This window comes from Janthinobacterium sp. BJB446, assembly GCF_002735655.1.
Lineage (GTDB): Bacteria > Pseudomonadota > Gammaproteobacteria > Burkholderiales > Burkholderiaceae_D > Janthinobacterium > Janthinobacterium lividum.
The window spans coordinates 137,244-160,287 of the sequence record NZ_PDZK01000004.1 but is presented as its reverse complement, the minus strand read 5'-3'; the positions used below and the strand labels follow the sequence as shown (position 1 = coordinate 160,287).

Annotated in this window: 16 protein-coding genes and 1 tRNA gene; 16 read left to right on the top strand and 1 reads right to left on the bottom strand. The window is 61.6% G+C overall.

The genetic code is table 11. The features are described from left to right. Nucleotides 1-119: 119 nt before the first annotated feature. Nucleotides 120-683 (bottom strand): c-type cytochrome, encoded by a 564-nt coding sequence (locus CSQ92_RS22800; protein ID WP_070279983.1) that lies wholly within the window; start codon nucleotides 681-683, stop codon nucleotides 120-122. Nucleotides 684-882: 199 nt separating this feature from the next. On the opposite strand from CSQ92_RS22800, the gene CSQ92_RS22795 reads away from it, so the two are divergent. The 16 genes from CSQ92_RS22795 (at nucleotide 883) to yjfF (ending at nucleotide 23,042) form a co-directional block, all read left to right on the top strand. Next, nucleotides 883-958 (top strand) — tRNA-Arg (locus tag CSQ92_RS22795). Nucleotides 959-1,385: 427 nt separating this feature from the next. Then, entirely contained in the window at nucleotides 1,386-4,043 is a 2,658-nt protein-coding gene (locus CSQ92_RS22790; protein ID WP_099395477.1) for a TonB-dependent receptor, read from the top strand. Nucleotides 4,044-4,152: 109 nt separating this feature from the next. After that, entirely contained in the window at nucleotides 4,153-5,505 is a 1,353-nt protein-coding gene (locus tag CSQ92_RS22785; protein ID WP_070279985.1) for an MFS transporter, read from the top strand. A gap of 165 nt (nucleotides 5,506-5,670) precedes the next feature. Continuing rightward, complete coding sequence (locus CSQ92_RS22780) at nucleotides 5,671-6,618, top strand: glycoside hydrolase family 43 protein (RefSeq protein WP_099395476.1); 948 nt, start codon at nucleotides 5,671-5,673, stop codon at nucleotides 6,616-6,618. Between the two features lie 18 nt (nucleotides 6,619-6,636). Continuing rightward, nucleotides 6,637-7,707 carry an aldose epimerase family protein gene (locus CSQ92_RS22775; RefSeq protein WP_099395475.1) on the top strand — a complete coding sequence of 357 codons (1,071 nt, stop codon included), beginning with the start codon at nucleotides 6,637-6,639 and terminating at the stop codon, nucleotides 7,705-7,707. 196 nt (nucleotides 7,708-7,903) lie between these two features. After that, nucleotides 7,904-9,646: an IlvD/Edd family dehydratase gene (locus tag CSQ92_RS22770; protein ID WP_034752921.1), complete on the top strand. Its 1,743-nt coding sequence runs from the start codon at nucleotides 7,904-7,906 to the stop codon at nucleotides 9,644-9,646. A 12-nt stretch (nucleotides 9,647-9,658) separates the two neighbouring features. After that, nucleotides 9,659-10,651 carry an AraD1 family protein gene (araD1, locus tag CSQ92_RS22765; RefSeq protein ID WP_099395474.1) on the top strand — a complete coding sequence of 331 codons (993 nt, stop codon included), beginning with the start codon at nucleotides 9,659-9,661 and terminating at the stop codon, nucleotides 10,649-10,651. After that, entirely contained in the window at nucleotides 10,648-12,225 is a 1,578-nt protein-coding gene (locus CSQ92_RS22760) for an aldehyde dehydrogenase (NADP(+)) (RefSeq protein WP_099395473.1), read from the top strand. The genes araD1 and CSQ92_RS22760 overlap by 4 nt, the downstream gene beginning before the upstream one ends. An 86-nt stretch (nucleotides 12,226-12,311) precedes the next feature. Continuing rightward, nucleotides 12,312-13,079: an SDR family NAD(P)-dependent oxidoreductase gene (locus CSQ92_RS22755; RefSeq protein WP_099395472.1), complete on the top strand. Its 768-nt coding sequence runs from the start codon at nucleotides 12,312-12,314 to the stop codon at nucleotides 13,077-13,079. A 223-nt stretch (nucleotides 13,080-13,302) separates the two neighbouring features. After that, nucleotides 13,303-14,847 carry an alpha-N-arabinofuranosidase gene (locus CSQ92_RS22750; protein WP_099395471.1) on the top strand — a complete coding sequence of 515 codons (1,545 nt, stop codon included), beginning with the start codon at nucleotides 13,303-13,305 and terminating at the stop codon, nucleotides 14,845-14,847. A gap of 68 nt (nucleotides 14,848-14,915) precedes the next feature. After that, nucleotides 14,916-15,950 carry an arabinan endo-1,5-alpha-L-arabinosidase gene (locus CSQ92_RS22745; RefSeq protein WP_257219326.1) on the top strand — a complete coding sequence of 345 codons (1,035 nt, stop codon included), beginning with the start codon at nucleotides 14,916-14,918 and terminating at the stop codon, nucleotides 15,948-15,950. An 8-nt stretch (nucleotides 15,951-15,958) separates the two neighbouring features. After that, nucleotides 15,959-18,316, top strand: coding sequence for a glycoside hydrolase family 127 protein (locus CSQ92_RS22740; RefSeq protein ID WP_099395470.1), 2,358 nt, complete (start codon nucleotides 15,959-15,961; stop codon nucleotides 18,314-18,316). Nucleotides 18,317-18,478: 162 nt separating this feature from the next. After that, entirely contained in the window at nucleotides 18,479-19,441 is a 963-nt protein-coding gene (locus CSQ92_RS22735; protein WP_034783686.1) for an ABC transporter substrate-binding protein, read from the top strand. Nucleotides 19,442-19,450: 9 nt separating this feature from the next. After that, nucleotides 19,451-20,992, top strand: a complete 1,542-nt coding sequence (locus CSQ92_RS22730; RefSeq protein ID WP_052140231.1) for a sugar ABC transporter ATP-binding protein — start codon at nucleotides 19,451-19,453, stop codon at nucleotides 20,990-20,992. Next, nucleotides 20,989-22,071 (top strand): ABC transporter permease, encoded by a 1,083-nt coding sequence (locus CSQ92_RS22725; protein ID WP_034783684.1) that lies wholly within the window; start codon nucleotides 20,989-20,991, stop codon nucleotides 22,069-22,071. The genes CSQ92_RS22730 and CSQ92_RS22725 overlap by 4 nt, the downstream gene beginning before the upstream one ends. Then, nucleotides 22,068-23,042 (top strand): galactofuranose ABC transporter, permease protein YjfF, encoded by a 975-nt coding sequence (gene yjfF, locus CSQ92_RS22720; protein ID WP_034783682.1) that lies wholly within the window; start codon nucleotides 22,068-22,070, stop codon nucleotides 23,040-23,042. The genes CSQ92_RS22725 and yjfF overlap by 4 nt, the downstream gene beginning before the upstream one ends. Nucleotides 23,043-23,044: the final 2 nt, after the last annotated feature.

Here is a 23,044-nt window from a genome sequence, read left to right as displayed (position 1 = left end):
CGCTAGCACCGAGCCGCCCCGCATCAAGCCGGGCGGCTTTTTTACGCCGTGTGATCTGGCGCAAACTGCGGGTAAAAAAAAACCGCCCATCCGGGCGGTTCCTTGCTACTGCGAGCTGCTTACTTGGCAGGCTCCGCGGCTGGTGCGGCAGCGCCGTCAGCTGCAGCGGCTGGTGCCGGCACTTCCGGTTCCTTGAACTTGCCGCCCGACGCATTGGCAATGTAGACAACGGCGCGCGCCACTTCCACATCGTCGAGGTCGGGATTGCCGCCCTTGGCCGGCATCGCGCGCAAGCCTTCGATGGCGTGTTTCAGGACCGTATCGTAGCCCTGGGCCAGGCGTGCCGACCAGCCGCCCGCATCGCCAAACTTCGGCGCACCGGCCACGCCGGCGCCATGGCAAGCCACGCAGGTCGCCGTGTAGACGGCTTCGCCGCTTTGCAGCACTTTCGGACCGCTGGCATCCTTGAAGGTGAAGCCGGCATTGGCAACCGGACTCAAGCGCTCGGCAATGGCTTCCGGCGACTGGCTGTCCGTACCGGCGCCCGTCAGTTTTTGCGCCGTGACGAACTGCACCAGCAGGATGATGCCGATGACGGTGATGAGGAAGAAGCCAGCTACGGCGGCAAGCAATTGTTTAGGCGTTTTGATCGCTGATTGTTGTTCGTTATGTGCGTCGCTCATGATGTCCTTAGTCCAGATTTGAAACTGATGGCCGTGTAAGGTAGCATTTTTACATGCCTGGATGTAAACCTTTATGAAACCCACAATTATAGGCACAAAAATTGAGCAGTGACATGCAATTGCCAGCGATACGACAGTTTCCGTAGACGTAGGTAAAGAAAAACGGTATCCTTCGCATCACTTCAGAAATTCCCCCTACGCGGCTGTAGCTCAGTGGATAGAGTATTGGCCTCCGAAGCCAAGGGTCGTGGGTTCGATCCCCGCCAGCCGCACCAGACAAATCAAGACTCCCGTTTTATCCAGCCAGCATTGTCATGCGGCTGCATGCCGTGTTCTCCATTGTGATTTCAACCCGGCAGGGACTGTGACACTGCGCAGCGTGCGAATCCAATACCTCCACACCTTCGTGCGAGAACGACGCTTGCCTCGGCACGTGACTGTTTCTGCTCGCCATGGGCACCGTGTGCCACCACATGTCGATAATGCCACTTTTTTGTGCGCCCCCTTCCGAAAACGCCCCTGACGCCTCTGCCGTTGTCCGTTTGCAACCTCCAAAGTCCGCTAACCGCCGATATCAAAATTGATATCGAAACAGTGGAAAAATTGATTGGAGAGATTATCGCCCAGCCCCTAAGATAAACGCCGAGCATGCGAACGACATGCAAGCAGCACAAAAAATATCAATACAATATCTGGAGATTCATGATGCGCAACGCCACCGGCCCGCTCGCGGCCACTTCCCCTCGTCCATTCATCTTGAAGGCAGCCGTTGCGGCATTGGCCGGTATTGGCTTGCTGAGCACGGCTTCGGTATGGGCGCAGGAGGCGGTGGTGGCCGATGCCAGTGCCGAGCCTGCTGCGGAAGTGTCGGTCGTGACCGTCAGCGGCGTGCGCCGTTCGGCGCAAAATTCGCAGCAGATCAAGATGCGCTCGGACCAGGTCATCGATTCGATCGTCGCCGACGACATCGGCAAATTCCCCGATAACAATGTAGCCGAGACCCTGGCGCGCATTTCCGGCATCCAGATACGCCGCGATTCGGGCGAGGCCAGCGCCGTCATGATCCGCGGCTTGCGCGATGTCACGACCCTGCTCAATGGCCGCGAACTGTTTACCACCACGGGGCGCTACGTCAACCTGGCCGACATTCCCGCCACCATGCTGCAGCGCGTGGACGTGTACAAATCGCAAGGCGCGGACCAGGTCGAAGGCGGCGTGGCCGGCATCATCGACGTGCGCACCAACCGCCCGTTCGACTTCAAGGAGTTCACGGCCAGCGTCAACACGCGCGCCGTCTACAGCGACAAATCGAAAGCCACGGACCCGAACATCAGCGGCATGGTGGCTAACCGCTGGAAGACGGGCATCGGCGAAGTGGGCGCGCTGCTGGGCTTGTCGCAGCAGCAGCACCGTTACCACGAAGAACGCGCATTCAATACGGCGCCCGTGGATAAAAGTTTCCTGTTGCCCGGTTTGACGGGGCCGGACCAGGTGGGCTTGCTGCCGATCAAGGGCGACCGCCGCCGCACCACCGCCAATGCCGTGCTGCAATGGCGTCCGAACGCCGACGTGGAACTGTACGCGGAAGGCATGGCCACGCGTTTCCTGCTTGATGCCGAGTCCGACTACTTTGTCGGCTTGCCATGGTGGGGCACGCCCGTGTCGGCTACAAAAATTCCTGGCACCGACCAGCTGCAAACGCTCACCTCGACCAACGTCAACACCATCATGTCGACGCAGGCGAACAAGAACCAGACGAAGACGCATCAATTTGCCGTCGGTGGCTTGTGGGATATCAACCCGGAATGGCGTTTCACGTCGGAAGTGGCCAGCACCAAAAGTACCTATGCCTGGCGCAACCCGATTCTCGATGCGATTACCGTCGTGCCGAATGCCCGCATCAATACCAACCAGAATGGCACCTTGCACGTCGACTACACGGGCATCGATTTGCAAGACCCGTCGAATTACTATCTGAAGGGCTTTTTCGACCGCTACGGCCGTGACCAGGGCAGCTCGAACGACTTGCGCGCCGACCTGGCGTACACGCCCAGTGCCGGCGGCATCTTCAAGGAAATCAGCGTCGGCCTGCGCGGCGTGAAGCGCGAAGCCGAATCGATCAAGAGTTTCGAGGGCAATGCGGAAGCACCGGACGTGTCCGGCGCCGCGTTTCCGTTTGGCCGCCAGAGCGTGACGTCGATTCCGGGCCTCAATTGCCTGTCGGAACCGATGTCCAGCGGCGGCCCCGACTATGGCTTGAAGCAGTGGTACACGCCGTGCGCCAGCTTCCTGCTCAACAACACTGGCACCATCCGCCAAGCCGTCACGGGCAGCAGCGCGGCGCGCGCCATGGACCCGGGTTCGTTCTTCAAGGACACGGAAAAGACGTATTCCATCTATACCAAGGCGAAGATCGCCTTCAAGCTGGGTGCCTACCCTGTCGATGGTACCCTGGGCGTGCGCGTCGTGCGTACCGAGCAAAGCCTGCAAGGCAACAGTTCGCAAGATGGCGTCTACACGCCTGTCATCAGCGACACGGCCAGCACCGATGTGCTGCCGAGCGTGGCCCTGAAAATCAAGCTGCGCTCCGACCTGGTCGGCCGCTTCGCTGCCGGCCGCACCATCAGCCGTCCGGGCTTTTCCCAGCTGAACCCGGGCGTGGCCCTCGTCAACTCGACGGAAACGGTGAAGGCGACGGGCGCGGGCGGCAATCCGAACTTGAAACCGGTGACGGGCGACAATGTTGACGCGGCACTGGAATGGTATTTCGCGCCAGCCGGTTCCGTGACGGCCACCGTGTTCCACCACAAGTTCGACGGCTATATCCAGCAACGCATTTCCAGCGAAACCATCGGTGGCAAGACCTATGACGTGGACCGCCCGTACAACACGGCCGCCGGCAAGCTGCAGGGCCTGGAAATTGGCTACCAGCAGTTTTATGACGGTTTGCCGGGCCTGTTGAGCGGCCTGGGCTTGCAGGCGAACGGCACCTACATGAGCGGCACCACCGATGACGAGACGGGCAGCCATGCCATCACGGGCGTGTCGCGCTATGCCTACAACCTGGTGCTGCTGTACGAAAAAGAAGCGTGGTCGGGCCGCCTGGCCTACAACTGGCGCTCGAAATTCATCGACAGCTACAACCAGGGCGGCCCCGGTCTGGACTTGAAAGTGGCGCCGACGGCCCAGCTCGACGGTTCGCTGTCGTACAAGATCAACGACCAGTTCACGGTGACCCTCGATGGCAATAACTTGCTGGACACGAAGTTCAAGGATTACTGGAACGAACCGGGCGTGTATGCGCGCGATACGCGCCGCTATGACCGCACGGTAGGGTTATCACTGCGCTGGAAAATGTAAGTTGATCGCACAGTAAACAATCAAGGGCGTTGCCATGGTTTCGGCCGGCAACGCCCCTGTCAGTTGGACAGTCACGCACGATTCATCATAAAAAGAATGGACGGAAAGCATGGAGACGCAAAAATTATCCACCGTTGAAAAGGTCGGCTTCGGCGCCGGCGACATGGCGCTCAATGTCGTCATCTCGTCGATGATGCTGATCATCACTTTTTTCTATACCGATATCTATGGCTTGAAAACCACCGACCTGGCCCTGCTGTTCGTGGCCGTGAAAGTCATCGGCGCCATCGCCGACCTGGTCATGGGCCAGATCACCGACCGCTACAGCTTTGCCTCGGGACGCTACCGGCCGTACCTGCTGTGGCTGGCCGTGCCGTATGGCGTTAGCGTCTTCTTTGTCTTCAGCACGCCCGAATGGCAGTATGACGCCAAGCTGATCTGGGCATATTCCACGTATATCCTGATGACCATCATGACGGCCGGCGTGGGCATTCCCTATATTTCCCTGATCAGCGGCTTGACCAGCGACCCGCAGGACCGCCTGTCGGCCAACGGCTACCGCCTGTTCTTCGCCAAGATCGGCGCCTTCATGGTGACCATCGTCGTGCCGGTCCTGTCGCAGCGCTGGGGCGGCGGCAACCCGGCCGTCGGCTACCAGGCGGCCATGGCCGTGATGGCCGTCATGGGTGTGGCCCTGTTCCTGTTCTGCTATTTCTCCACCACCGAGCGCGTCGTGCACGTGGTGGAAAAGCAATCGCTGCTGGCGCAATTGAAGGTGCTGCTGCAGAACGACCAGTGGCTGGTGCTGTGCGGCGTGTGCGTCACGGGCACCATCGGCTATGTGGTGCGCGGTTCCGTCGCCATTTATTACGCGAAATACTATCTGGGCGGCAGCACGGAAACGGTGGCCGCCTTCCTCACGACGGGCGTGGTGGCCGCCATCCTGGCCATGATCGCCTCGACCTGGATCACCAAGTTCTATTGCAAGGTGAAACTGTTCCGCTACACGCAGATCGGCGTCGCGCTGATCAGCCTGGCGATCTATTTCTTTGTAAAGCCGAGCGACACCGTGCTGGCCTTCGCCCTGTATTTCCTGCTGTCCTTCGTGGTGGACTTGCATGCGCCCGTGTTCTGGTCGGCCATCGCGGAAACCATTGATTACGGTCAAGTCAAGACGGGCAAGCGCGTCTCCGGCTTCGCCTTTGGCGGCATTTCCGTCTGCCAGAAGGCGGGCATGGCGGTGGCGGGTGGCTTGGTGGGCGTGCTGCTCGCGTATTTCGACTACCAGCCCAACCATGAGCAAACGCAATTCGCCCTGAACGGCATCGCCCTGATGCTGTCGATCATCCCCGGCTTTTTCCACTTGTTGATGGGCTTGCTGATGTTCAAGTACCGCATCAGCGACAGCTATTACACGGGCGTGAAAACCGAAATGCACAAGCGCGGCTACGTCGCCGCATGAGGACACCTGAGCTAACCTACTGCGCGTCGGTATAGGCGGCCTGCGATGCTCACCGTACTAGAGTACGGTTGCGCTTCTTAGCCACCTCTCCCTTCCGCTCGCTACGGTTTTCTCAGGTGTTGTAAGGCAAACTAATTTTATCTAATGAAATGATTTGGAGTGCTTATGGCAGACGTCTTGAAACCGCTGATCGAACAGCGCGCTGACCCGCATATCTATCGCCACAGCGACGGCTATTATTACTTTACGGCCTCCGTGCCCCAGTACGACCGCATCGAGCTGCGCCGCGCCGACAGCATCGCCGGCCTGGCCGACGCGCAAACGGCCGACGTGTGGCACAAGCCGGAAACGGGGCCGTACAGCGAACTGGTATGGGCGCCGGAACTGCACTTCAACCAGGGCGCCTGGTATGTGTATTTCGCCGCCGCGCCGAGCCGCGAGATCAAACATAAACTGTTCCAGCACCGCATGTATGCGATCCGCAATACCAACGCCAATCCGCTCGAAGGCGAGTGGGAATTCATGGGGCAGATCGACACGGGCATCGACACCTTTTGCCTGGACGCCACCACGTTCGAGCACGACGGCGTGCTGTACTACCTGTGGGCGCAGAAAGATGTCGCCATCGAAGGCAATTCCAACCTGTACATCGCGCCGATGGCCACGCCATGGCAGCTGGCCGGCCCGCCCGTGATGCTGAGCAAACCGGAATTCGACTGGGAAATCCGCGGCTTCTGGGTCAACGAGGGGCCGTCCGTGCTGAAACGCAACGGCAAGATATTCATCAGCTATTCGGCCAGCGCCACCGATGAAAACTACGCGATGGGGCTGCTGTGGGCCGACGCGTCCGCCGACTTGCTCGACCCGTTTTCGTGGAGCAAGTCGCCCGAGCCCGTGTTTGCCACCTGCTATGAGCACGGCATCTACGGTCCCGGTCACAACAGTTTCACGACGGCCGACGACGGCGACGGCGTATTGCTGGTGTACCATGCCCGCACCTACACGGAAATCGTCGGCGACCCTCTGTGGAACCCGGATCGCCATACGTTTGTCAAACCGCTGCGCTGGGATGCGCAAGGCATGCCCGTGTTTGGCCGCTCATCGACCCTGTAACGTTACGGACCCGACGCCATGACCCCAGTTGATTCTGTTTCAGTGACGCAAGCGCCGTTCGGCATCCTGCCCGATGGCCAGCACGTCAGCGTATTTACCCTGACGAACCGCCAGGGCATGCAAGTCAAGGTGCTCGACTTTGGCGCCATCATCAGCGAAATCCACGTGCCGGACCGCGACGGCAGCTTTGCCGACGTGGTGCTCGGTTTCGAGCGCATTGAACCGTATCTGCACAACAGCGCTTTCCTGGGCGCCGTCATCGGCCGCTTCGGCAACCGCATCGCGCAGGGGCGTTTCAGCCTCGACGGCAAGGATTACCAGCTGGCCGTCAACAATGCGCCAAACCACTTGCATGGTGGCAATCAGGGCTTTCACCAGGTCATGTGGCAGGCCGAGCCGTTCACCAGGAATGATGTGGTCGGCGTCACGTTCACGCGCAGCAGCCCGCACGGTGAGGACGGCTACCCGGGCAAGCTGGATGTCACCGTCGTGTATGAACTGGACAACGACAATGCGCTGAGCCTGCGCTACCATGCCGTCACGGACCAGGCCACGCCCGTCAACCTGACCAACCACAGCTATTTCAATCTGGCGGGGCAGGGCGATATCCTCGGCCACGCGTTGTCCATCAACGCGGACCGCTACCTGCCCGTGGACGCGGGGTCGATTCCCACGGGCGAACTGGCGGACGTGTCCGGCACGCCGTTCGACTTGCGTCAGAGCACCATCATCGGCGACAGCATCGCCCTGCCGCATGAACAACTGGGTATCGGCCGCGGCTATGATCATAACTTCGTGCTGAATCAACAGGCGGAGCAAGGGCTGAAGCTGGCCGCCACGGTGCGCGATCCGCAATCGGGCAGGGTGATGCAGGTGTACACGCAGGAGCCCGGTGTCCAGTTTTATTCGGGCAATTTCCTCGACGGCAGCCAGCCCGGCAAGCTGCGCGCCAACAGTTATCGCGGCGCGCTATGCCTGGAAACCCAGCATTTCCCGGATTCGCCGAACCAGTCCCACTTCCCCAGTACGATTTTGCGGCCGGGTCAGGAGTATCGGACGCAAACCGTGTATCGCTTTTCCGCCGAGTAAGCACCCCGGCCAAAACAGCCTGCGCCCTGCCGCCACGTGCGCGCAGGGCGTTTTCATTGGGGGATGCTGATATCGTTTTCGATATCGGAACGCATTAAAAATTGATTGGAAAGGCATGGCAGGATTCTTTAGTATTCCAACATCGCTGCCCGGGCCGACGACATTAGATCCGGCATAGCACAACCAGGAGAATGGCATGTCTGAGACAAAAAAGAAGGTTGCCCTGCGCTCTGCCGAGTGGTTCGGCTCGCAGGACAAGAACGGCTTCATGTACCGCAGCTGGATGAAAAACCAGGGCATACCTGACCACGAGTTTCACGGCAAGCCGATCATCGGCATCTGCAATACCTGGTCCGAACTGACTCCCTGCAACGCCCATTTCCGTCAATTGGCCGAACACGTCAAGCGCGGCATCCTGGAAGCGGGCGGTTTCCCCGTGGAATTCCCCGTCTTCTCGAATGGCGAATCGAATTTGCGCCCGACGGCCATGCTGACGCGCAACCTGGCCTCGATGGATGTGGAAGAATCGATCCGCGGCAATCCGATGGACGCCGTCGTGCTGCTGGTCGGCTGCGACAAGACCACGCCAGCGCTGCTGATGGGCGCGGCCAGCGTCGACATCCCCACCATCGTCGTCAGCGGCGGCCCCATGCTGAACGGCAAACTGAATGGCAAGGATATCGGTTCCGGTACGGCCGTGTGGCAGCTGCACGAGCAGATGAAGGCCGGTTCCATCACCCTGCACCAGTTCATGTCGGCCGAATCGGGCATGTCGCGCTCGGCCGGTACCTGCAACACCATGGGTACGGCCTCGACCATGGCCAGCATGGCTGAAGCGCTGGGCACGTCGCTGCCGCACAATGCGGCCATCCCTGCCGTCGATTCGCGTCGCTACGTGCTGGCGCATATGTCGGGCATCCGCATCGTCGAAATGGTGCACGAAGACCTGCGCCTGTCGAAAGTGCTGACGCGCGAAGCGTTTGAAAACGCCATCAAGGTCAACGCCGCCATCGGTGGCTCGACCAATGCCGTGATCCATTTGAAAGCGATTGCCGGCCGCATCGGCGTGCCGCTGGAGCTGGAAGACTGGACCAAGGTAGGCCGCGGCACGCCGACCATTGTCGACCTGCTGCCGTCGGGCCGTTTCCTGATGGAAGAGTTTTACTATGCGGGCGGCTTGCCGGCCGTGATACGCCGCCTGGGCGAGGGCGACTTGCTGCCGCACAAGAATGCGCTGACCGTCAACGGCAAGTCGCTGTGGGACAACTGCGTCGAAGCGCCGATCTACAACGATGAAGTGGTGCGCACCTTGGACAACCCGCTGCTGGCCGATGGCGGCATCTGTGTGCTGCGCGGCAACCTGGCGCCACGCGGCGCCGTGCTGAAACCGTCGGCCGCTTCGCCGCACCTGATGCAGCACCGCGGCAAGGCTGTCGTGTTCGAAGATTTCGAGCATTACAAGGCCCGTATCGTTGATCCGGATCTGGATGTGGATGCGAACTCCGTGCTGGTGATGAAGAACTGCGGTCCGAAAGGCTATCCGGGCATGGCTGAAGTGGGCAACATGGGCTTGCCGCCGAAACTGCTGGCGCAAGGCATCACCGACATGGTGCGCATCTCGGATGCGCGCATGAGCGGCACCGCCTACGGCACCGTCGTCTTGCACGTGGCACCGGAAGCCATGGCGGGCGGCCCGCTGGGTATCGTGCGCGATGGCGACATGATTGCCCTCGATTGCCACAACGGCAGCCTGAACATCGACATCAGCGACGCGGAAATCGCCGAGCGCCTGGCGGCCCGCGAACTGGGCAGCGCGCCCGGGCCGAAGAGCGGCTACCAGCAGCTGTACATCGAACACGTGTTGCAGGCCGACGAAGGCTGCGATTTCGACTTCCTGGTCGGCAATCGCGGTTCCGCCGTGCCGCGCCACTCACACTAAGCGGAGAATCCCATGCTGTTGCTGCAATTTACGAATGAACATGGCGGCCGCCTGGTCGGCCTGCTGCAAGACGACCAGATCCGCGTCATCGAAGGCTACAACACGACCTATGCGCTGGCGCAAGACGCCATCCGCAAGAAGGTCAACCTGGCGGAACTGGTCAATGCTACCGTCGGCAACACCATGCATTCCTATGCGGACGTGGCCGCCGGCGGCCGTGTGCTGCCGCCGCTGGACCACGCGGACGAAGCGCACTGCTACGTGACGGGCACGGGCCTGACCCACCTGGGCAGCGCCGGCGCGCGCGACGCCATGCACAAGAAGATCGGCGGCGATGCGGAGTCCCTGAGCGACTCCATGAAAATGTTCCGCCTGGGCGTGGAAGGCGGCAAGCCTGCCGCTGGCACGGCCGGCGCCCAGCCTGAATGGTTCTATAAAGGCGACGGCTCCATCGTGCGCGCCGGTGGCCAGCCGCTGCGCATGCCGGACTTTGCCCTCGATGGCGGCGAAGAGCCGGAAATCGCCGGCCTGTACGTGATCGGCGACGATGGCCAGCCCTACCGCGTCGGCTACGCCATTGGCAATGAATTCTCGGACCACATCACGGAACGCCAGAACTATCTGTACCTGGCCCACTCGAAACTGCGTGCCTGCAGCGTCGGGCCGGCCCTGCTGGTGGGTGAATTGCCCGCGCACATCGCCGGCGCCTCGCGCGTGCTCGATGCGGCTGGCAATGTGCGCTGGGAAAAGGCGTTTGTCAGCGGCGAAAAGAATATGTCGCACACGATTGCCAACCTGGAACACCACCACTTCAAGTATCCGCTGTTCAAGCGCCCTGGCGACGTGCATGTGCATTTCTTCGGTACGGCCACCCTGAGCTTTGCCGATGGCGTGAGCGTGGCGCCGGGCGAAACCTTTGAAATCGAAGCGCCGGCCTTTGGCCCTGCCTTGCGCAACCGCCTCGACGTCTTCCCAACCGAATTTGCGAAAGTGAGCACATTATGAGTTTCCATATCACCGGTGATGCATTGATCGGCGGCGTTGCCGTCCAGGGCAATGGCGGCTCCTTCCAAGCCTGGGATCCGGCCGCGCGCGCACACATCGCGCCTGCCTTCCACATGGTTGACGTAGCGCAAATCGACGCAGCCTGCCGCCTGGCGCAAGCCGCGTTCGACCCATTCCGCGCCACCACGGATGCGGAACGCGCCGATTTCCTCGACACCATTGCCGCGCAAATCCTCGAACTGGGCGACGACCTGATCGTGCGCGCCATGACGGAAAGCGGCTTGCCGCGCGCGCGCCTGGAAGGCGAACGCGGCCGCACGGTCGGTCAGCTGAAACTGTTCGCCGGCTTGCTGCGTGAAGGCTCGTGGACGGATGCGCGCATCGACAGCCCGCTGCCTGACCGCGTGCCACCGCGTCCTGACTTGCGCTTGCGCATGATCGGCCTGGGCCCCGTCGCCGTGTTTGCGGCCAGTAACTTCCCACTGGCCTTCTCCGTGGCCGGTGGCGATACGGCCTCGGCCTTGGCTGCCGGCTGCCCCGTCGTGCTGAAAGCCCACTCGGCCCACCCTGGCACGTCGGAGCTGGTGGCGCGCGCCATCGTGAAAGCGATTGCCCTGTGCAAGCTGCCGGCCGGCGTGTTTGCCTTGCTGACGGGAACGGGCAATGGCATCGGCCAGGCGTTGGTGGCCCATCCGGCCATCCAGGCCGTGGGCTTTACGGGTTCGCGTTCGGGCGGCATCGCCCTGATGAAGGTGGCGGCGGAACGTCCGCAACCGATCCCCGTGTATGCGGAAATGAGCAGCATCAACCCCGTGTTTGTGCTGCCGCAAGCCTTGGCCGCCCGCGGCGCGGCGATCGCCAGCGGTTTTGCCGCCTCGCTGACCATGGGTGTGGGCCAGTTCTGCACCAATCCCGGCCTCGTGCTGGGCCTGGAAGGCGCCGACTTTACGGCCTTTGCCGCCGCTGCCGCCGAAGCGCTGGCGCCTGCGCCTGCCGCCACCATGTTGACGGCTGGTATTGCCAGCAGCTATGCCAAGGGCGTCGCCGCCCTCGCGCAGCACGCCGATGTGACGTCGCTGGTGCAAAATACGGGCGACGAAGGCAAGGGCGCCGCCGCCCTGTTCGTCACTTCGGGCGAAGCGTTTTTGGCCAAGCATGACTTGCGCGACGAAGTCTTCGGTCCCGCCTCCCTGCTGGTGGCTTGCCGTGACATGCAACAGTTGCTGGCGATCACGGAAAGCCTGGAAGGCCAGCTGACGGCCACCCTGCAGATGGATGCGGGCGACCTGGAAGATGCGCGCCGCCTGCTGCCTGTGCTGGAACGCCGCGTGGGCCGCATCCTGGCCAACGGTTTCCCCACCGGCGTGGAAGTGTCGACGGCCATGGTGCACGGCGGCCCGTTCCCGGCCACCTCCGATGGCCGCAGCACGTCGGTCGGCACGGCAGCCATCAACCGCTTCCTGCGTCCCGTGTCGTACCAGAACCTGCTGCAGGACTTGCTGCCGGAGTCGCTCCGCGATGATAATCCGCTGGGGATCTGGCGCCGTCACGATGGCGTGCTGGGCAAGAACTAAAACCTGCTGCGCGGCGGGGCCAACGGGTCTTGCCGCGCCGGCTTGTGTTGCACGTTGTACATAAAAAATAAACAGGTGGAGACAAGATGAAGCAATTGGCGAAATATGGCAGCTTGCAGGGCAAGCGCGTGTTCATCACGGGTGGCGGCAGCGGCATCGGCGAATCCCTGGTGGCGGAATTTGCCGCCCAGGGCGCGTTGGTGGCGTTTGTCGATATCGCCGTGGAAGCGAGCGAGGCCCTGTGCCGCCGCCTGGCCGAAGCGGGCCTGACGGAGCCCTTGTTCCGCCATTGCGACATCACGGATATCCCCTCCTTGCAAGCCGTCATGGCCGAACTGGCAGGCGCGCTGGGCGACTTCGATATCCTCGTCAACAATGCCGCCAACGACCAGCGTCACCAGGCGCAGGACGTCACCCTGGAATACTGGAACGAGCGCATTGCGATCAATCAACGTCCGATGTTCTTCACGTGCCAGGCCGTCTTCGAAGGCATGAAGCGCCAGGGCGGCGGTTCCATCATCAATGTCAGCTCGATTTCCTGGCACATGAAGTCGGGTGGCTACCCCGTGTATGCCACCACCAAGGCGGCCGTCGTGGGCCTCACGCGGGGCCTGGCGCGCGATTATGGCGCACACAATATCCGCGTCAACACGGTCACGCCGGGCTGGGTCATGACGCAGCGCCAGATCGACCTGTGGGTCGACGACGCGGCCGAAGTGGAAATCAAGAAAAGCCAATGCTTGCCAAGCAAGCTGATGCCGCAGGACATCGCTGCCATGGTGCTGTTCCTGGCCTCGGATGACGGCGCCATGTGCTCGTCCCAAGAATTCATCGTCGACGCCGGCTGGGTTTGACAAAACGTCCAGGGCGTTGTTGCCTTGCCTAGCCGTACGTTCGTACTGTCTTCGGCAAGGCGCCTAGCCCTGGGCGTTTTGTCGGCCGCGGGTTTGCCCGCAGCCATCCCCCTCCTTTGAAATACCGCTCTTGCCGCCCCAACCCTGCGGCAGGAGAGGCATCGCCACATCCATTGCCGGCTTGATTCCGGCCCTTGCTTTTCACTTAAAAACAGGAGACAGCATGAAATTCATCAACACCAGCATCGCGGCCTTGAGCCTGGTCGCCGGCAGCGCCTTTGCCGCGCCCGTCAGCGTCACCATCGACGTGGCCAAGCCCGGTCCCGTGATCAACAAGAATGTGTACGGTCAGTTCGCCGAGCACCTGGGTACCGGTATCTACGAAGGCATGTGGGTGGGGCCGGACTCGCCCATTCCGAACACCAAGGGCTGGCGCAATGACGTGCTGGGCGCACTGAAGCAGTTGCACGTGCCCCTGGTCCGCTGGCCGGGCGGCTGCTTTGCCGATGAATATCACTGGAAGGATGGCATCGGCGCGCGCGCCCAGCGACCGACCAAGGTCAACACCAACTGGGGCGGCGTGGAAGAGTCGAACGCCGTCGGTACGCACGAATTCTTCGACCTGGCCGAGCTGCTGGGCGCGCAAACCTATATCAACGGCAACCTCGGTTCCGGCACGCCGCAGGAAATGTCCGAATGGCTCGAATACATGACGTCGGACAGCAAGTCCACCCTGGCCGAGCTGCGCCGCAAGAATGGCCGCGCCCAGCCGTATAAAGTCGATTACTTTGGCATCGGCAATGAAGCCTGGGGTTGCGGTGGCAATATGCGCCCGCAGTACTACGCCGACCTGTACAAGCACTATCACACCTTCATGAAGACGCCGGAAAGCGCGCGCCCGAAATTCATCGCCAGCGGCGGCAATGACGACGACATCAGCTGGTCCAGCACCCTGAGCCGCGAAATCAAGCCGAACATGATGGACGCCATCAGTTTCCACTACTACACGGTGCCGACCGGCGTGTGGGAAAAGAAGGGCGCCGCCACGGGCTTTGGCGAAAATGAGTGGATTTCCACCCTGAGCCGTACCCTGCGCATCGATAGCTTGATCAAGAACAATATCGCCGCCATCGACAAGAACGATCCATCGAAAAAGACGGGCTTGTACGTCGATGAATGGGGCACCTGGTACGACGTGGAGCCGGGCACCAACACGGGTTTCTTGTTCCAGCAAAACAGCTTGCGCGATGCACTCGTCGCCGCCCTGAACTTCAATATTTTCCACGCCCATGCGGACCGCGTGCGCATGACGAATATCGCGCAAATGGTCAACGTGCTGCAGGCGATGATCATCACCGACAAGGATAAATATTTCCTCACGCCCACGTATCACGCGTTTGAAATGTACGTGCCGTTCCAGGATGCCACATCGTTACCGGTCGCCATCAATGGCAATGGCAAGTACAGCCTGGGCAAGGTCAGCATTCCTGAAGTCAGCGCCTCGGCCGCGCGCGCCAAGGATGGCAAGGTGTACTTGTCCTTGGTGAATACCAACCCGCACAAGGCTGTCGATGTGAGCGTGGCGCTGGCCGGCAAGCAAGTGAGCAGCGTGACGGGCCGCGTGCTGACCGCAGGCAAGATGGATGCCGTCAACAGCTTTGCGCAACCGCAAGCCGTACAACCGGTGGCGTTCAATGCCAAGGCGCAAGGTGGCAAGCTGACCGTGTCGGTGCCCGCCAAGGCCGTCGTGGTGGTGGCTGTCGAATAGTCTTCACCCCTTGTCATTCATCCGGCCGGCCCGCATGATGGGCCGGCCCATTCATATCGGAGTAGACGATGCATACATTGACCCGCGGCATGGCTGCCATCCTGGGCACCCTGGCGATCATGGCTGCCGCGCACGCGGCCCAGGTCAGCGTGCACGACCCCGTGATGGCCAGGGAAGGCGACACGTATTATCTGTACAGCACGGGTCCCGGCATCACCTTTTACAGTTCGAAAAACATGGTCGACTGGCAGCCCGAAGGGCGCGTCTTCGCGGGCCAGCCCACATGGGCAAAAACAGCCGCTCCCGGTTTTGACGACCATATCTGGGCGCCCGACGTACAATTCCATGACGGAAAATATTACTTGTATTACTCCGTGTCCGGCTTCGGCAAGAACACGTCCGGCATTGGCGTGACCGTCAACACCACCTTGAATCCCCGTTCGCCCGACTACCGCTGGGTGGACCAGGGCATGCTGCTGCAATCCGTGCCTGAGCGCGACGAGTGGAACGCCATCGACTCGAACATCATCACCGATGCCAAGGGCACGCCATGGATGTCGTTCGGCTCGTTCTGGAATGGCATCAAGCTGGTGAAACTGACGCCCGACTGGACCCGTATTGCGGAACCGCAAGAGTGGCATTCCCTGGCGCGACGCGTGCCCTTGCCGCCAAGGGCCGGTGAATTCAAGCCCGCACCGGAGGAAATCGAAGCGCCGTTCATCTTCCAGCGCGGCAGCGATTATTTTCTCTTTGTGTCCTGGGGCTTGTGCTGCCAGAAGGAAAAAAGTACCTACCACCTGGCCGTGGGCCGCTCGACTAGCGTGACGGGTCCCTACCTGGACAGGGATGGCCGCGACATGGCGCAGGGCGGCGGCACGGTGCTGCTGCAAGGCGACAAGGACTGGAAGGGTCTGGGCCACAACAGCGCCTACACCTTCGATGGCAAGGATTACCTGGTGCTGCACGCCTACGAAACGGCGGACAATTATTTGCAGAAGCTCAAGATCCTGCCCATGACGTGGGACAAGGATGGCTGGCCGCAGGTCGATGCGCGCGACTTGAACCGCTATCAAAGCCGCCAACTGCCGGCCGCCAAACCCTGAGGGCGCCCATGCAAAAGACCTTGTTGACGCTGGCGCTGGCCGCTGGCGGCCTGCTCGCGCCTGCGGCGCAGGCAGCCGAACTGTTTCCCCTCTCGTCCGTGCGCTTGAAAGCGGGGCCGTTTCTCGATGCGCAGACGACGGACTTGCACTATCTGCTGGCGTTCGATCCGGACAAGTTGCTGGCGCCGTTTCGCCGCGAGGCGGGCTTGCCGCAGCCGCAGTCCAGCTATGGCAACTGGGAATCGACTGGGCTGGACGGCCACATGGGCGGGCATTACCTGTCCGCGCTGGCGCTGATGGTGGCATCGACGAGCGACGCACAGGCGCGCGAACGCCTCGACTACATGCTGGTGGAGTTGAAGAAATGCCAGGATGCCAATGGCAACGGCTATCTGGGCGGCATTCCCGACGGCAATGCCGCCTGGCAAGCCATCGCCAAGGGAAAATTGCAGGCCGACACCTTCTCCGTCAATGGTAAATGGGTGCCGTGGTACAACCTGCATAAGGTGTTCGCCGGCTTGCGCGACGCCTACCAGCACGCCGGCCATCTTGAAGCGAAAACCATGCTGATCGCCTTGTCGGACTGGGCCGTGGATCTGTCGTCCTCGCTTACCGATGCACAGATGCAAGCGATGCTGCGCGCCGAACATGGCGGCATGAACGAAGTACTGGCCGACGTCTACGCGATGACGGGCGAGCAGCGCTACATGGACCTGGCCGTGCGCTTTTCGCACCAGGCGCTCTTGCAGCCGCTGGCGGCGCAGCAGGACAAGCTGACGGGTTTGCATGCGAATACGCAGATCCCGAAGGTGATCGGCTTCGAGCGTATCGGCGCGCTGACAGGCCGGCGCGACTGGCAGCAGGCGGCGACATTCTTTTGGCAAACCGTACACGACAAGCGCACGGTGGCCATCGGCGGCAATAGCGTCAAGGAGCATTTCCACGACGAGCACGACTTTTCCGCTATGGTGGAAGAGGTCGAAGGGCCGGAAACGTGCAATACCTACAATATGCTCAAGCTCACGGAGCAGCTGTTCCGCCGCGATGAGCAGGTGCGCTACGCGGATTACTACGAGCGCGCCCTGTACAACCATATCTTGTCGTCGCAGCGCCCGGGCACGGGCGGCTTCGTGTATTTCACGCCCATGCGCCCGAACCACTACCGCGTGTATTCGCAAGTGGACAAGGGCATGTGGTGCTGCGTGGGATCCGGCATCGAAAGCCAGGCCAAGTATGGCGAGTTCATCTACGCGCATGAAGGCGACGCCCTGTACGTGAACCTGTTCATGGCGTCCACCCTGGACTGGAAAGAGCAGGGCGTGAAGATTATCCAGAGCACGCAGTTTCCGGACCAGGACACGACGCGCATTACCGTGCAGGGCAGTAAAACCTTCAGCATGAAGATCCGCTACCCGCAGTGGGTAGCCAAAGGCAAGCTGCGCGTCAAACTCAACGGCAAGGCCATGCGCGTGAACGGCGCACCGGGCGAGTACGTGACCATCACGCGGGCCTGGAAGTCCGGCGACACCGTCGACGTGACCCTGCCGATGACCACGCGCCTGGAACAGATGCCGGACCAGTCGAATTACTATGCCGTGCTGCATGGCCCCATTGTGCTGGCCGCCAGGACGCAGCCGTTCGCCAATGAAGCCCTGAATTACTTTGCCGACGACTCGCGCATGGGCCATATCGCCCAGGGGCAAGTGTGCCCGTTGGAATCGTCGCCCCTGTTCGTCAGCGATGAGAAGGATTTCATGCGGAGAATCCGCCCCGTGAAGGGCCAGCCGCTGACGTTTACGGCGCCCGGGTTGATCCAGGGCAAGGATGCGGCGAAGATAAAACTGATCCCGTTCTTCCGCCTGCATGACTCTCGCTACATGCTGTACTGGCCCGTGTCCACGCCGGCCAGGATGGCGCAGCTGCAGGAAAGCACCCGGCAAGCGGAAGCGCAGCGCTTGGCGCTCGATGCGCAAACCATCGACCAGGTGGCGCCCGGGCAGCAACAGCCGGAGTCCGACCACGGCTTCCAGGCGGAAGGGGGAGAAAACGGCGTCAACAAGGGCCGGCACTGGCGCCATGCGACAGGCTGGTTCAGCTATGAACTGAGCGACCCGCAAGCCGAAGCGAAGCGATTGCGCCTGACCCTGTCCACCCTGGATGCGGGCCGCGTCTTTGACGTCCTGATCAACGGCATCAAGGTCGAGACGATCGCCGTGGCGGCCGATGCGCCGCAAGAGCTGCATACGGTCGATATTGCCGTGCCTGCGGCCTTGGTAGCGGCCGCCAAGGGTAAATTGCGCGTGAAATTTGTCGCTGGCAAGGATTCCGTGGCGGGCGGCCTGTACGGACTGCGCCTGCTGCGCTGAGGGAAGAGGGACTCTGCTGGCGATACCGATACGTAAATCGGTATCGCAAGCGAAAAAGAATTGATTGGATGGCTATGTTGCTTTCTCCTACCATGGGTTCATAAAAAACCGCCCATCCGGCATCCGGCTGTGATGGTATTCCAAAAAAAACTGGAGACAAGAATGAAATTGACACGCCGCACACTCCTCGCCAGCGCCATGCTGCTCGCACTGTCCGCTACTTCTTCCGCTTTCGCCGCCAAGCCCCTCGTCATGGGCTTTTCGCAGGTGGGCGCCGAAAGCGAATGGCGCACCGCCAATACCGTCTCCATCAAGGATGCCGCCAAGAAAGATGGCGTCACCCTGAAATTTGCCGATGCCCAGCAAAAGCAGGAAAACCAGGTCAAGGCGCTGCGTTCGTTCATCGCGCAAAAGGTCGACGTCATCGCCTTCTCGCCGGTCGTTGAATCGGGCTGGGATACTGTCTTGCGCGAAGCCAAGGCTGCCAAGATTCCCGTCATCCTGACGGACCGCGCCGTCAACGTGGCCGACAAATCGCTGTACGTGACCTTCATCGGTTCCGACTTCGTGGAAGAGGGCCGCCGCGCCGGCCAATGGCTGCTCGAGCATGCCAAGAAGACCCCGGATGCCACCCTGAACATCGTCGAGCTGCAGGGCACGGTGGGCTCCGCCCCGGCCATCGACCGCAAGGCGGGCTTCCTGGAAGTGGTGGGCAAGAATCCGAAGATGAAGATCATCCGTTCGCAAACGGGCGACTTTACGCGCGCCAAGGGCAAGGAAGTGATGGAAGCCTTCCTCAAGGCCGAAGGCAAGAAGATCAACGTGCTGTACGCGCACAATGACGACATGGCCATCGGCGCCATCCAGGCCATCGAAGAAGCGGGCATGAAACCGGGCAAGGACATCATCATCATCTCGATCGATGGCGTCAAAGGCGCGTTCGAGGCCATGATCGCCGGCAAGCTGAACGTGACCGTCGAATGCAGCCCGCTGCTGGGCCCGCAACTGATGTCCATCGCCCGCGATGTGGTGGCCGGCAAGCCCGTGCCAGCGCGTATCACGACGGTGGAAGGCGTGTTCCCTGCCGAGGTGGCCGCCAAGGAATTCCCGAACCGTAAGTACTAAGCTTGCCGCATGATGAAGACGCAAGTGAAACACAATGCCGCGCCAGCTCCCTTGCTGGAGTTGCGCGGCATCAGCAAGTCCTTTCCAGGCGTCAAAGCCCTCAGCGACGTAGCCCTGCGCCTGTATCCGGGTGAAGTGCACACCTTGATGGGACAGAATGGTGCCGGGAAATCGACCCTGATCAAGGTGCTGACGGGCGTCTACACGCCCGACAGCGGCCAGATTTTGCTCGATGGCAAGCCCATTGCGCCCGCGTCCACCTCGGATGCCCAGGGACTGGGCATCAGCACCGTGTACCAGGAAGTCAATCTGTGCCCGAACCTGTCGGTGGCGGAAAATATCTTTATCGGCCGCTATCCGCGCCGCTTTGGCGCTATCGACTGGCGTGGCATGCAGCAACAGGCGCGTGCCTTGCTGCAGCAATTGCAGATCGATATCGATGTCACGGCGCAACTGTCCAGCTTTCCGCTGGCCATCCAGCAAATGGTGGCCATTTCGCGCGCGCTGAACATTTCGGCCCGCGTGCTGATCCTCGATGAACCCACGTCCAGCCTGGACGAGGCGGAAGTCAATCTGCTGTTTTCCGTGCTGCGCCGCCTGCGCGAGCAGGGCATGGCGATTCTGTTCGTCACCCATTTCCTCGACCAGACGTATGCCATTTCCGACCGCATCACTGTCATGCGCAATGGCGAGCGCGAGGGAGAGTACGCGTGCAGTGAGCTGTCGCGCTTGGCGCTGGTGAACAAGATGATCGGCGTGGCGGCCGACACCGTGGCGCAAGAGCTTGATCTGGCGCAAGACGCGAGCGCCGCCAGCTTTGGTCCGACCGTGCTCGAAGCGCAGGGACTGGGCCGCAAGGGCGCCTTGCTGCCCATGGATTTCCACATCCGCCAGGGTGAATTGCTGGGCCTGGCCGGCTTGCTCGGTTCGGGCCGCACGGAACTGGCGCGCCTGCTGTTTGGCGCCGACAAGGCCGATTCCGGCACGATCACCATGCAGGGCCAGCCGCGCCACTTCAGCGTGCCGCGCGATGCGATTGCCCGGGACATCGGCTTTTGCTCGGAAGACCGCAAGCATGAGGGCGCGATTTTGTCGCTGTCCGTGCGCGAAAACATCATCCTGGCCTTGCAGGCCCGCACGGGCTTGCTGCGCGCCATTCCGTTCAAACGCCAGCAGGCGCTGGCCGACGAATATGTGAAAGCGCTCGGCATCAAGACGGCCAGCATCGAAACCCCCATCGGCAGCCTGTCGGGCGGCAATCAGCAGAAAGCCTTGCTGGCGCGCTGGCTGGTGACGTCACCCGCCATGCTGATCCTCGATGAACCGACGCGCGGCATCGACGTGCGCGCCAAGCAGGAAATCATGAGCTATGTGGCCAAACTGTGCCGCAAGGGCATGGCCATCCTGTTCATCTCGTCCGAACTGCCGGAAGTGCTGCGCTGCAGCGACCGCATCGTCGTCATGCGCGACCGCAAGGCCTGCGGCGACTATGCGCGCGGCGAGCTGGACGACAGTTCCGTGCTGCAAGTGATCGCCGGAGACGCCACATGAGTTTATCCACGCCATCGAGCGCGCCACTGGCGCGTGCGGCTTCCCTTACGAATGCTTCCATGTTGCACAGTGTCTTGCATCACCCCCTGAGCCGGCCCCTGGCCGCGCTGTTCTTGCTGCTGCTGGTCGATTTCTTCGCCATCCCTGGCTTTTTTCATCTGGAAATTCGCGACGGCCACCTGTACGGCAGCGTGATCGACATCGTCAACCGCGCCGCGCCGCTGATGCTGGCGGCCTTGGGCATGACCCTGGTGATCGCCACGCGCGGCATCGATATTTCCGTGGGCGCCGTCGTGGCCCTGTCCGGCACCGTGGCCGCCATGCTGATCGGCGGCACCATGGTGATGGAGAACGGCGTTGCTACGTATGTGAGCAACATTCCCATGGGCTGGGCCCTGGCCGCCGCCCTGGGCGCGGCCTTGCTGTGCGGCGCCTGGAATGGCGTGCTGGTGGCGGGCCTGGGCTTGCAGCCCATCGTCGCCACCCTGATCCTGATGGTGGCCGGGCGCGGCCTGGCGCAATTGCTCACGGATGGGCAGATCGTCACCGTCTACTACCAGCCCTTCTTTTTCATCGGCAGCGGTTACCTGTTCGGCTTGCCGTTTTCCCTGTTTCTCGTCGCTGCCGTGTTCCTCATCACGGCCGTGCTGATGCGCAAGACCGCCCTGGGCCTGTTCATCCAGGCCGTCGGCATCAACCCCGTCGCCGCGCGCCTGGCCGGCATCAAGACGGCGACCCTGATCTTCTTCGTCTACGTCTTTTGCGCGGCCTGCGCGGGCTTGTCGGGGCTGATGATCAGCTCGAACATCAAGAGTGCCGACGCGAACAACGCGGGCTTGATGCTGGAACTGGACGCCATCCTGGCCGTCACCCTGGGCGGCACCTCGCTGGCTGGCGGCAAGTTCAGCTTAGTCGGCAGCATGATCGGCGCGCTCATCATCCAGACCCTGACCTACACCATCTATTCGCTGGGCGTGCCGCCGGAAGTCAACATGGTCGTCAAGTCGGTCGTCGTCTTCCTCGTCTGCCTGTCGCAATCGTCGGAATTCAAGCAATTGCTGCATCGGAGAAAAGCATGAAGGGTTTGCTGCACACCCCGTATTTCACCTCGCTCGTCACGGTCTTGCTGCTGGTGGTGATGCTGGGCCTGGGCGGCGCCGCCTACCCGGGCCTGCTGTCGACGCAGGTCATTTTTAACTTATTGATAGATAACGCCTTTTTGCTCGTCATCGCCGTTGGCATGACCTTCGTCATCGTGTCCGGCGGCATCGATCTGTCCGTCGGTTCCGTGCTGGCCTTGTCGACCATGATCGCCGCCTGGCTGCTCAACGTGGCGCACTGGCCGCCGCTGCTGGTGATCGCCACCGTGCTGGCGCTGGGCACCGTATTTGGCGCCAGCATGGGCGCGCTGATCCATTATTTCAAATTGCAGCCCTTCATCGTCACCCTGGCCGGCATGTTTCTGGCGCGCGGGCTGTGCTACTTGATCAGCATCAATTCCATCACCATCGATGATCCGCTGTTCGTCGCCATGTCGCAGACGCAGTTGCAATTTCTTGGTGGTTTTGTCTCGCCGGGCGTGGTGATCGCCGTGGTCACTTTGCTGCTGGCCATCTGGCTGGCGCACGCCACGCCGTTCGGCCGCGCCGTGTATGCGATCGGCGGCAATGAACAATCGGCCTTGATGATGGGGCTGCCTGTCGGCCGCACCAAGGTGCTGATCTATGCCTTCAGCGGTTTTTGCGCCTCGCTCGGCGGCGTGCTGTTTTCGTTCTACATGCTGTCCGGCTATGGCTTGCATGCGCAAGGCACGGAACTGGATGCGATTGCCGCCGTTGTCATCGGCGGCACCCTGCTCAGCGGCGGCTATGGCTACGTGGCGGGCGCGTTGTCGGGCGTGCTCGTGCTGGGCACCATCCAGACCCTGATCGCCTTCGACGGCACGCTCAGCTCGTGGTGGACCAAGATCGTCATCGGCGGCCTGCTGTTTGTCTTTTGCGTCGTGCAAAGACTGATGGCCATGGGCCAGAAAAATACCAACGGGAGTTAATC

Coding starts and splice junctions, on each gene's coding strand:
- CSQ92_RS22730 (WP_052140231.1), top strand. CDS start 19,451: ATGATGAAGACGCAAGTGAAACACAATGCCGCGCCAGCTCCCTTGCTG.
- CSQ92_RS22760 (WP_099395473.1), top strand. CDS start 10,648: ATGAGTTTCCATATCACCGGTGATGCATTGATCGGCGGCGTTGCCGTC.
- CSQ92_RS22755 (WP_099395472.1), top strand. CDS start 12,312: ATGAAGCAATTGGCGAAATATGGCAGCTTGCAGGGCAAGCGCGTGTTC.
- CSQ92_RS22745 (WP_257219326.1), top strand. CDS start 14,916: ATGCATACATTGACCCGCGGCATGGCTGCCATCCTGGGCACCCTGGCG.
- yjfF (WP_034783682.1), top strand. CDS start 22,068: ATGAAGGGTTTGCTGCACACCCCGTATTTCACCTCGCTCGTCACGGTC.
- CSQ92_RS22725 (WP_034783684.1), top strand. CDS start 20,989: ATGAGTTTATCCACGCCATCGAGCGCGCCACTGGCGCGTGCGGCTTCC.
- CSQ92_RS22800 (WP_070279983.1), bottom strand. CDS start 683: ATGAGCGACGCACATAACGAACAACAATCAGCGATCAAAACGCCTAAA.
- CSQ92_RS22780 (WP_099395476.1), top strand. CDS start 5,671: ATGGCAGACGTCTTGAAACCGCTGATCGAACAGCGCGCTGACCCGCAT.
- CSQ92_RS22775 (WP_099395475.1), top strand. CDS start 6,637: ATGACCCCAGTTGATTCTGTTTCAGTGACGCAAGCGCCGTTCGGCATC.
- CSQ92_RS22785 (WP_070279985.1), top strand. CDS start 4,153: ATGGAGACGCAAAAATTATCCACCGTTGAAAAGGTCGGCTTCGGCGCC.
- araD1 (WP_099395474.1), top strand. CDS start 9,659: ATGCTGTTGCTGCAATTTACGAATGAACATGGCGGCCGCCTGGTCGGC.
- CSQ92_RS22790 (WP_099395477.1), top strand. CDS start 1,386: ATGATGCGCAACGCCACCGGCCCGCTCGCGGCCACTTCCCCTCGTCCA.
- CSQ92_RS22735 (WP_034783686.1), top strand. CDS start 18,479: ATGAAATTGACACGCCGCACACTCCTCGCCAGCGCCATGCTGCTCGCA.
- CSQ92_RS22750 (WP_099395471.1), top strand. CDS start 13,303: ATGAAATTCATCAACACCAGCATCGCGGCCTTGAGCCTGGTCGCCGGC.
- CSQ92_RS22740 (WP_099395470.1), top strand. CDS start 15,959: ATGCAAAAGACCTTGTTGACGCTGGCGCTGGCCGCTGGCGGCCTGCTC.
- CSQ92_RS22770 (WP_034752921.1), top strand. CDS start 7,904: ATGTCTGAGACAAAAAAGAAGGTTGCCCTGCGCTCTGCCGAGTGGTTC.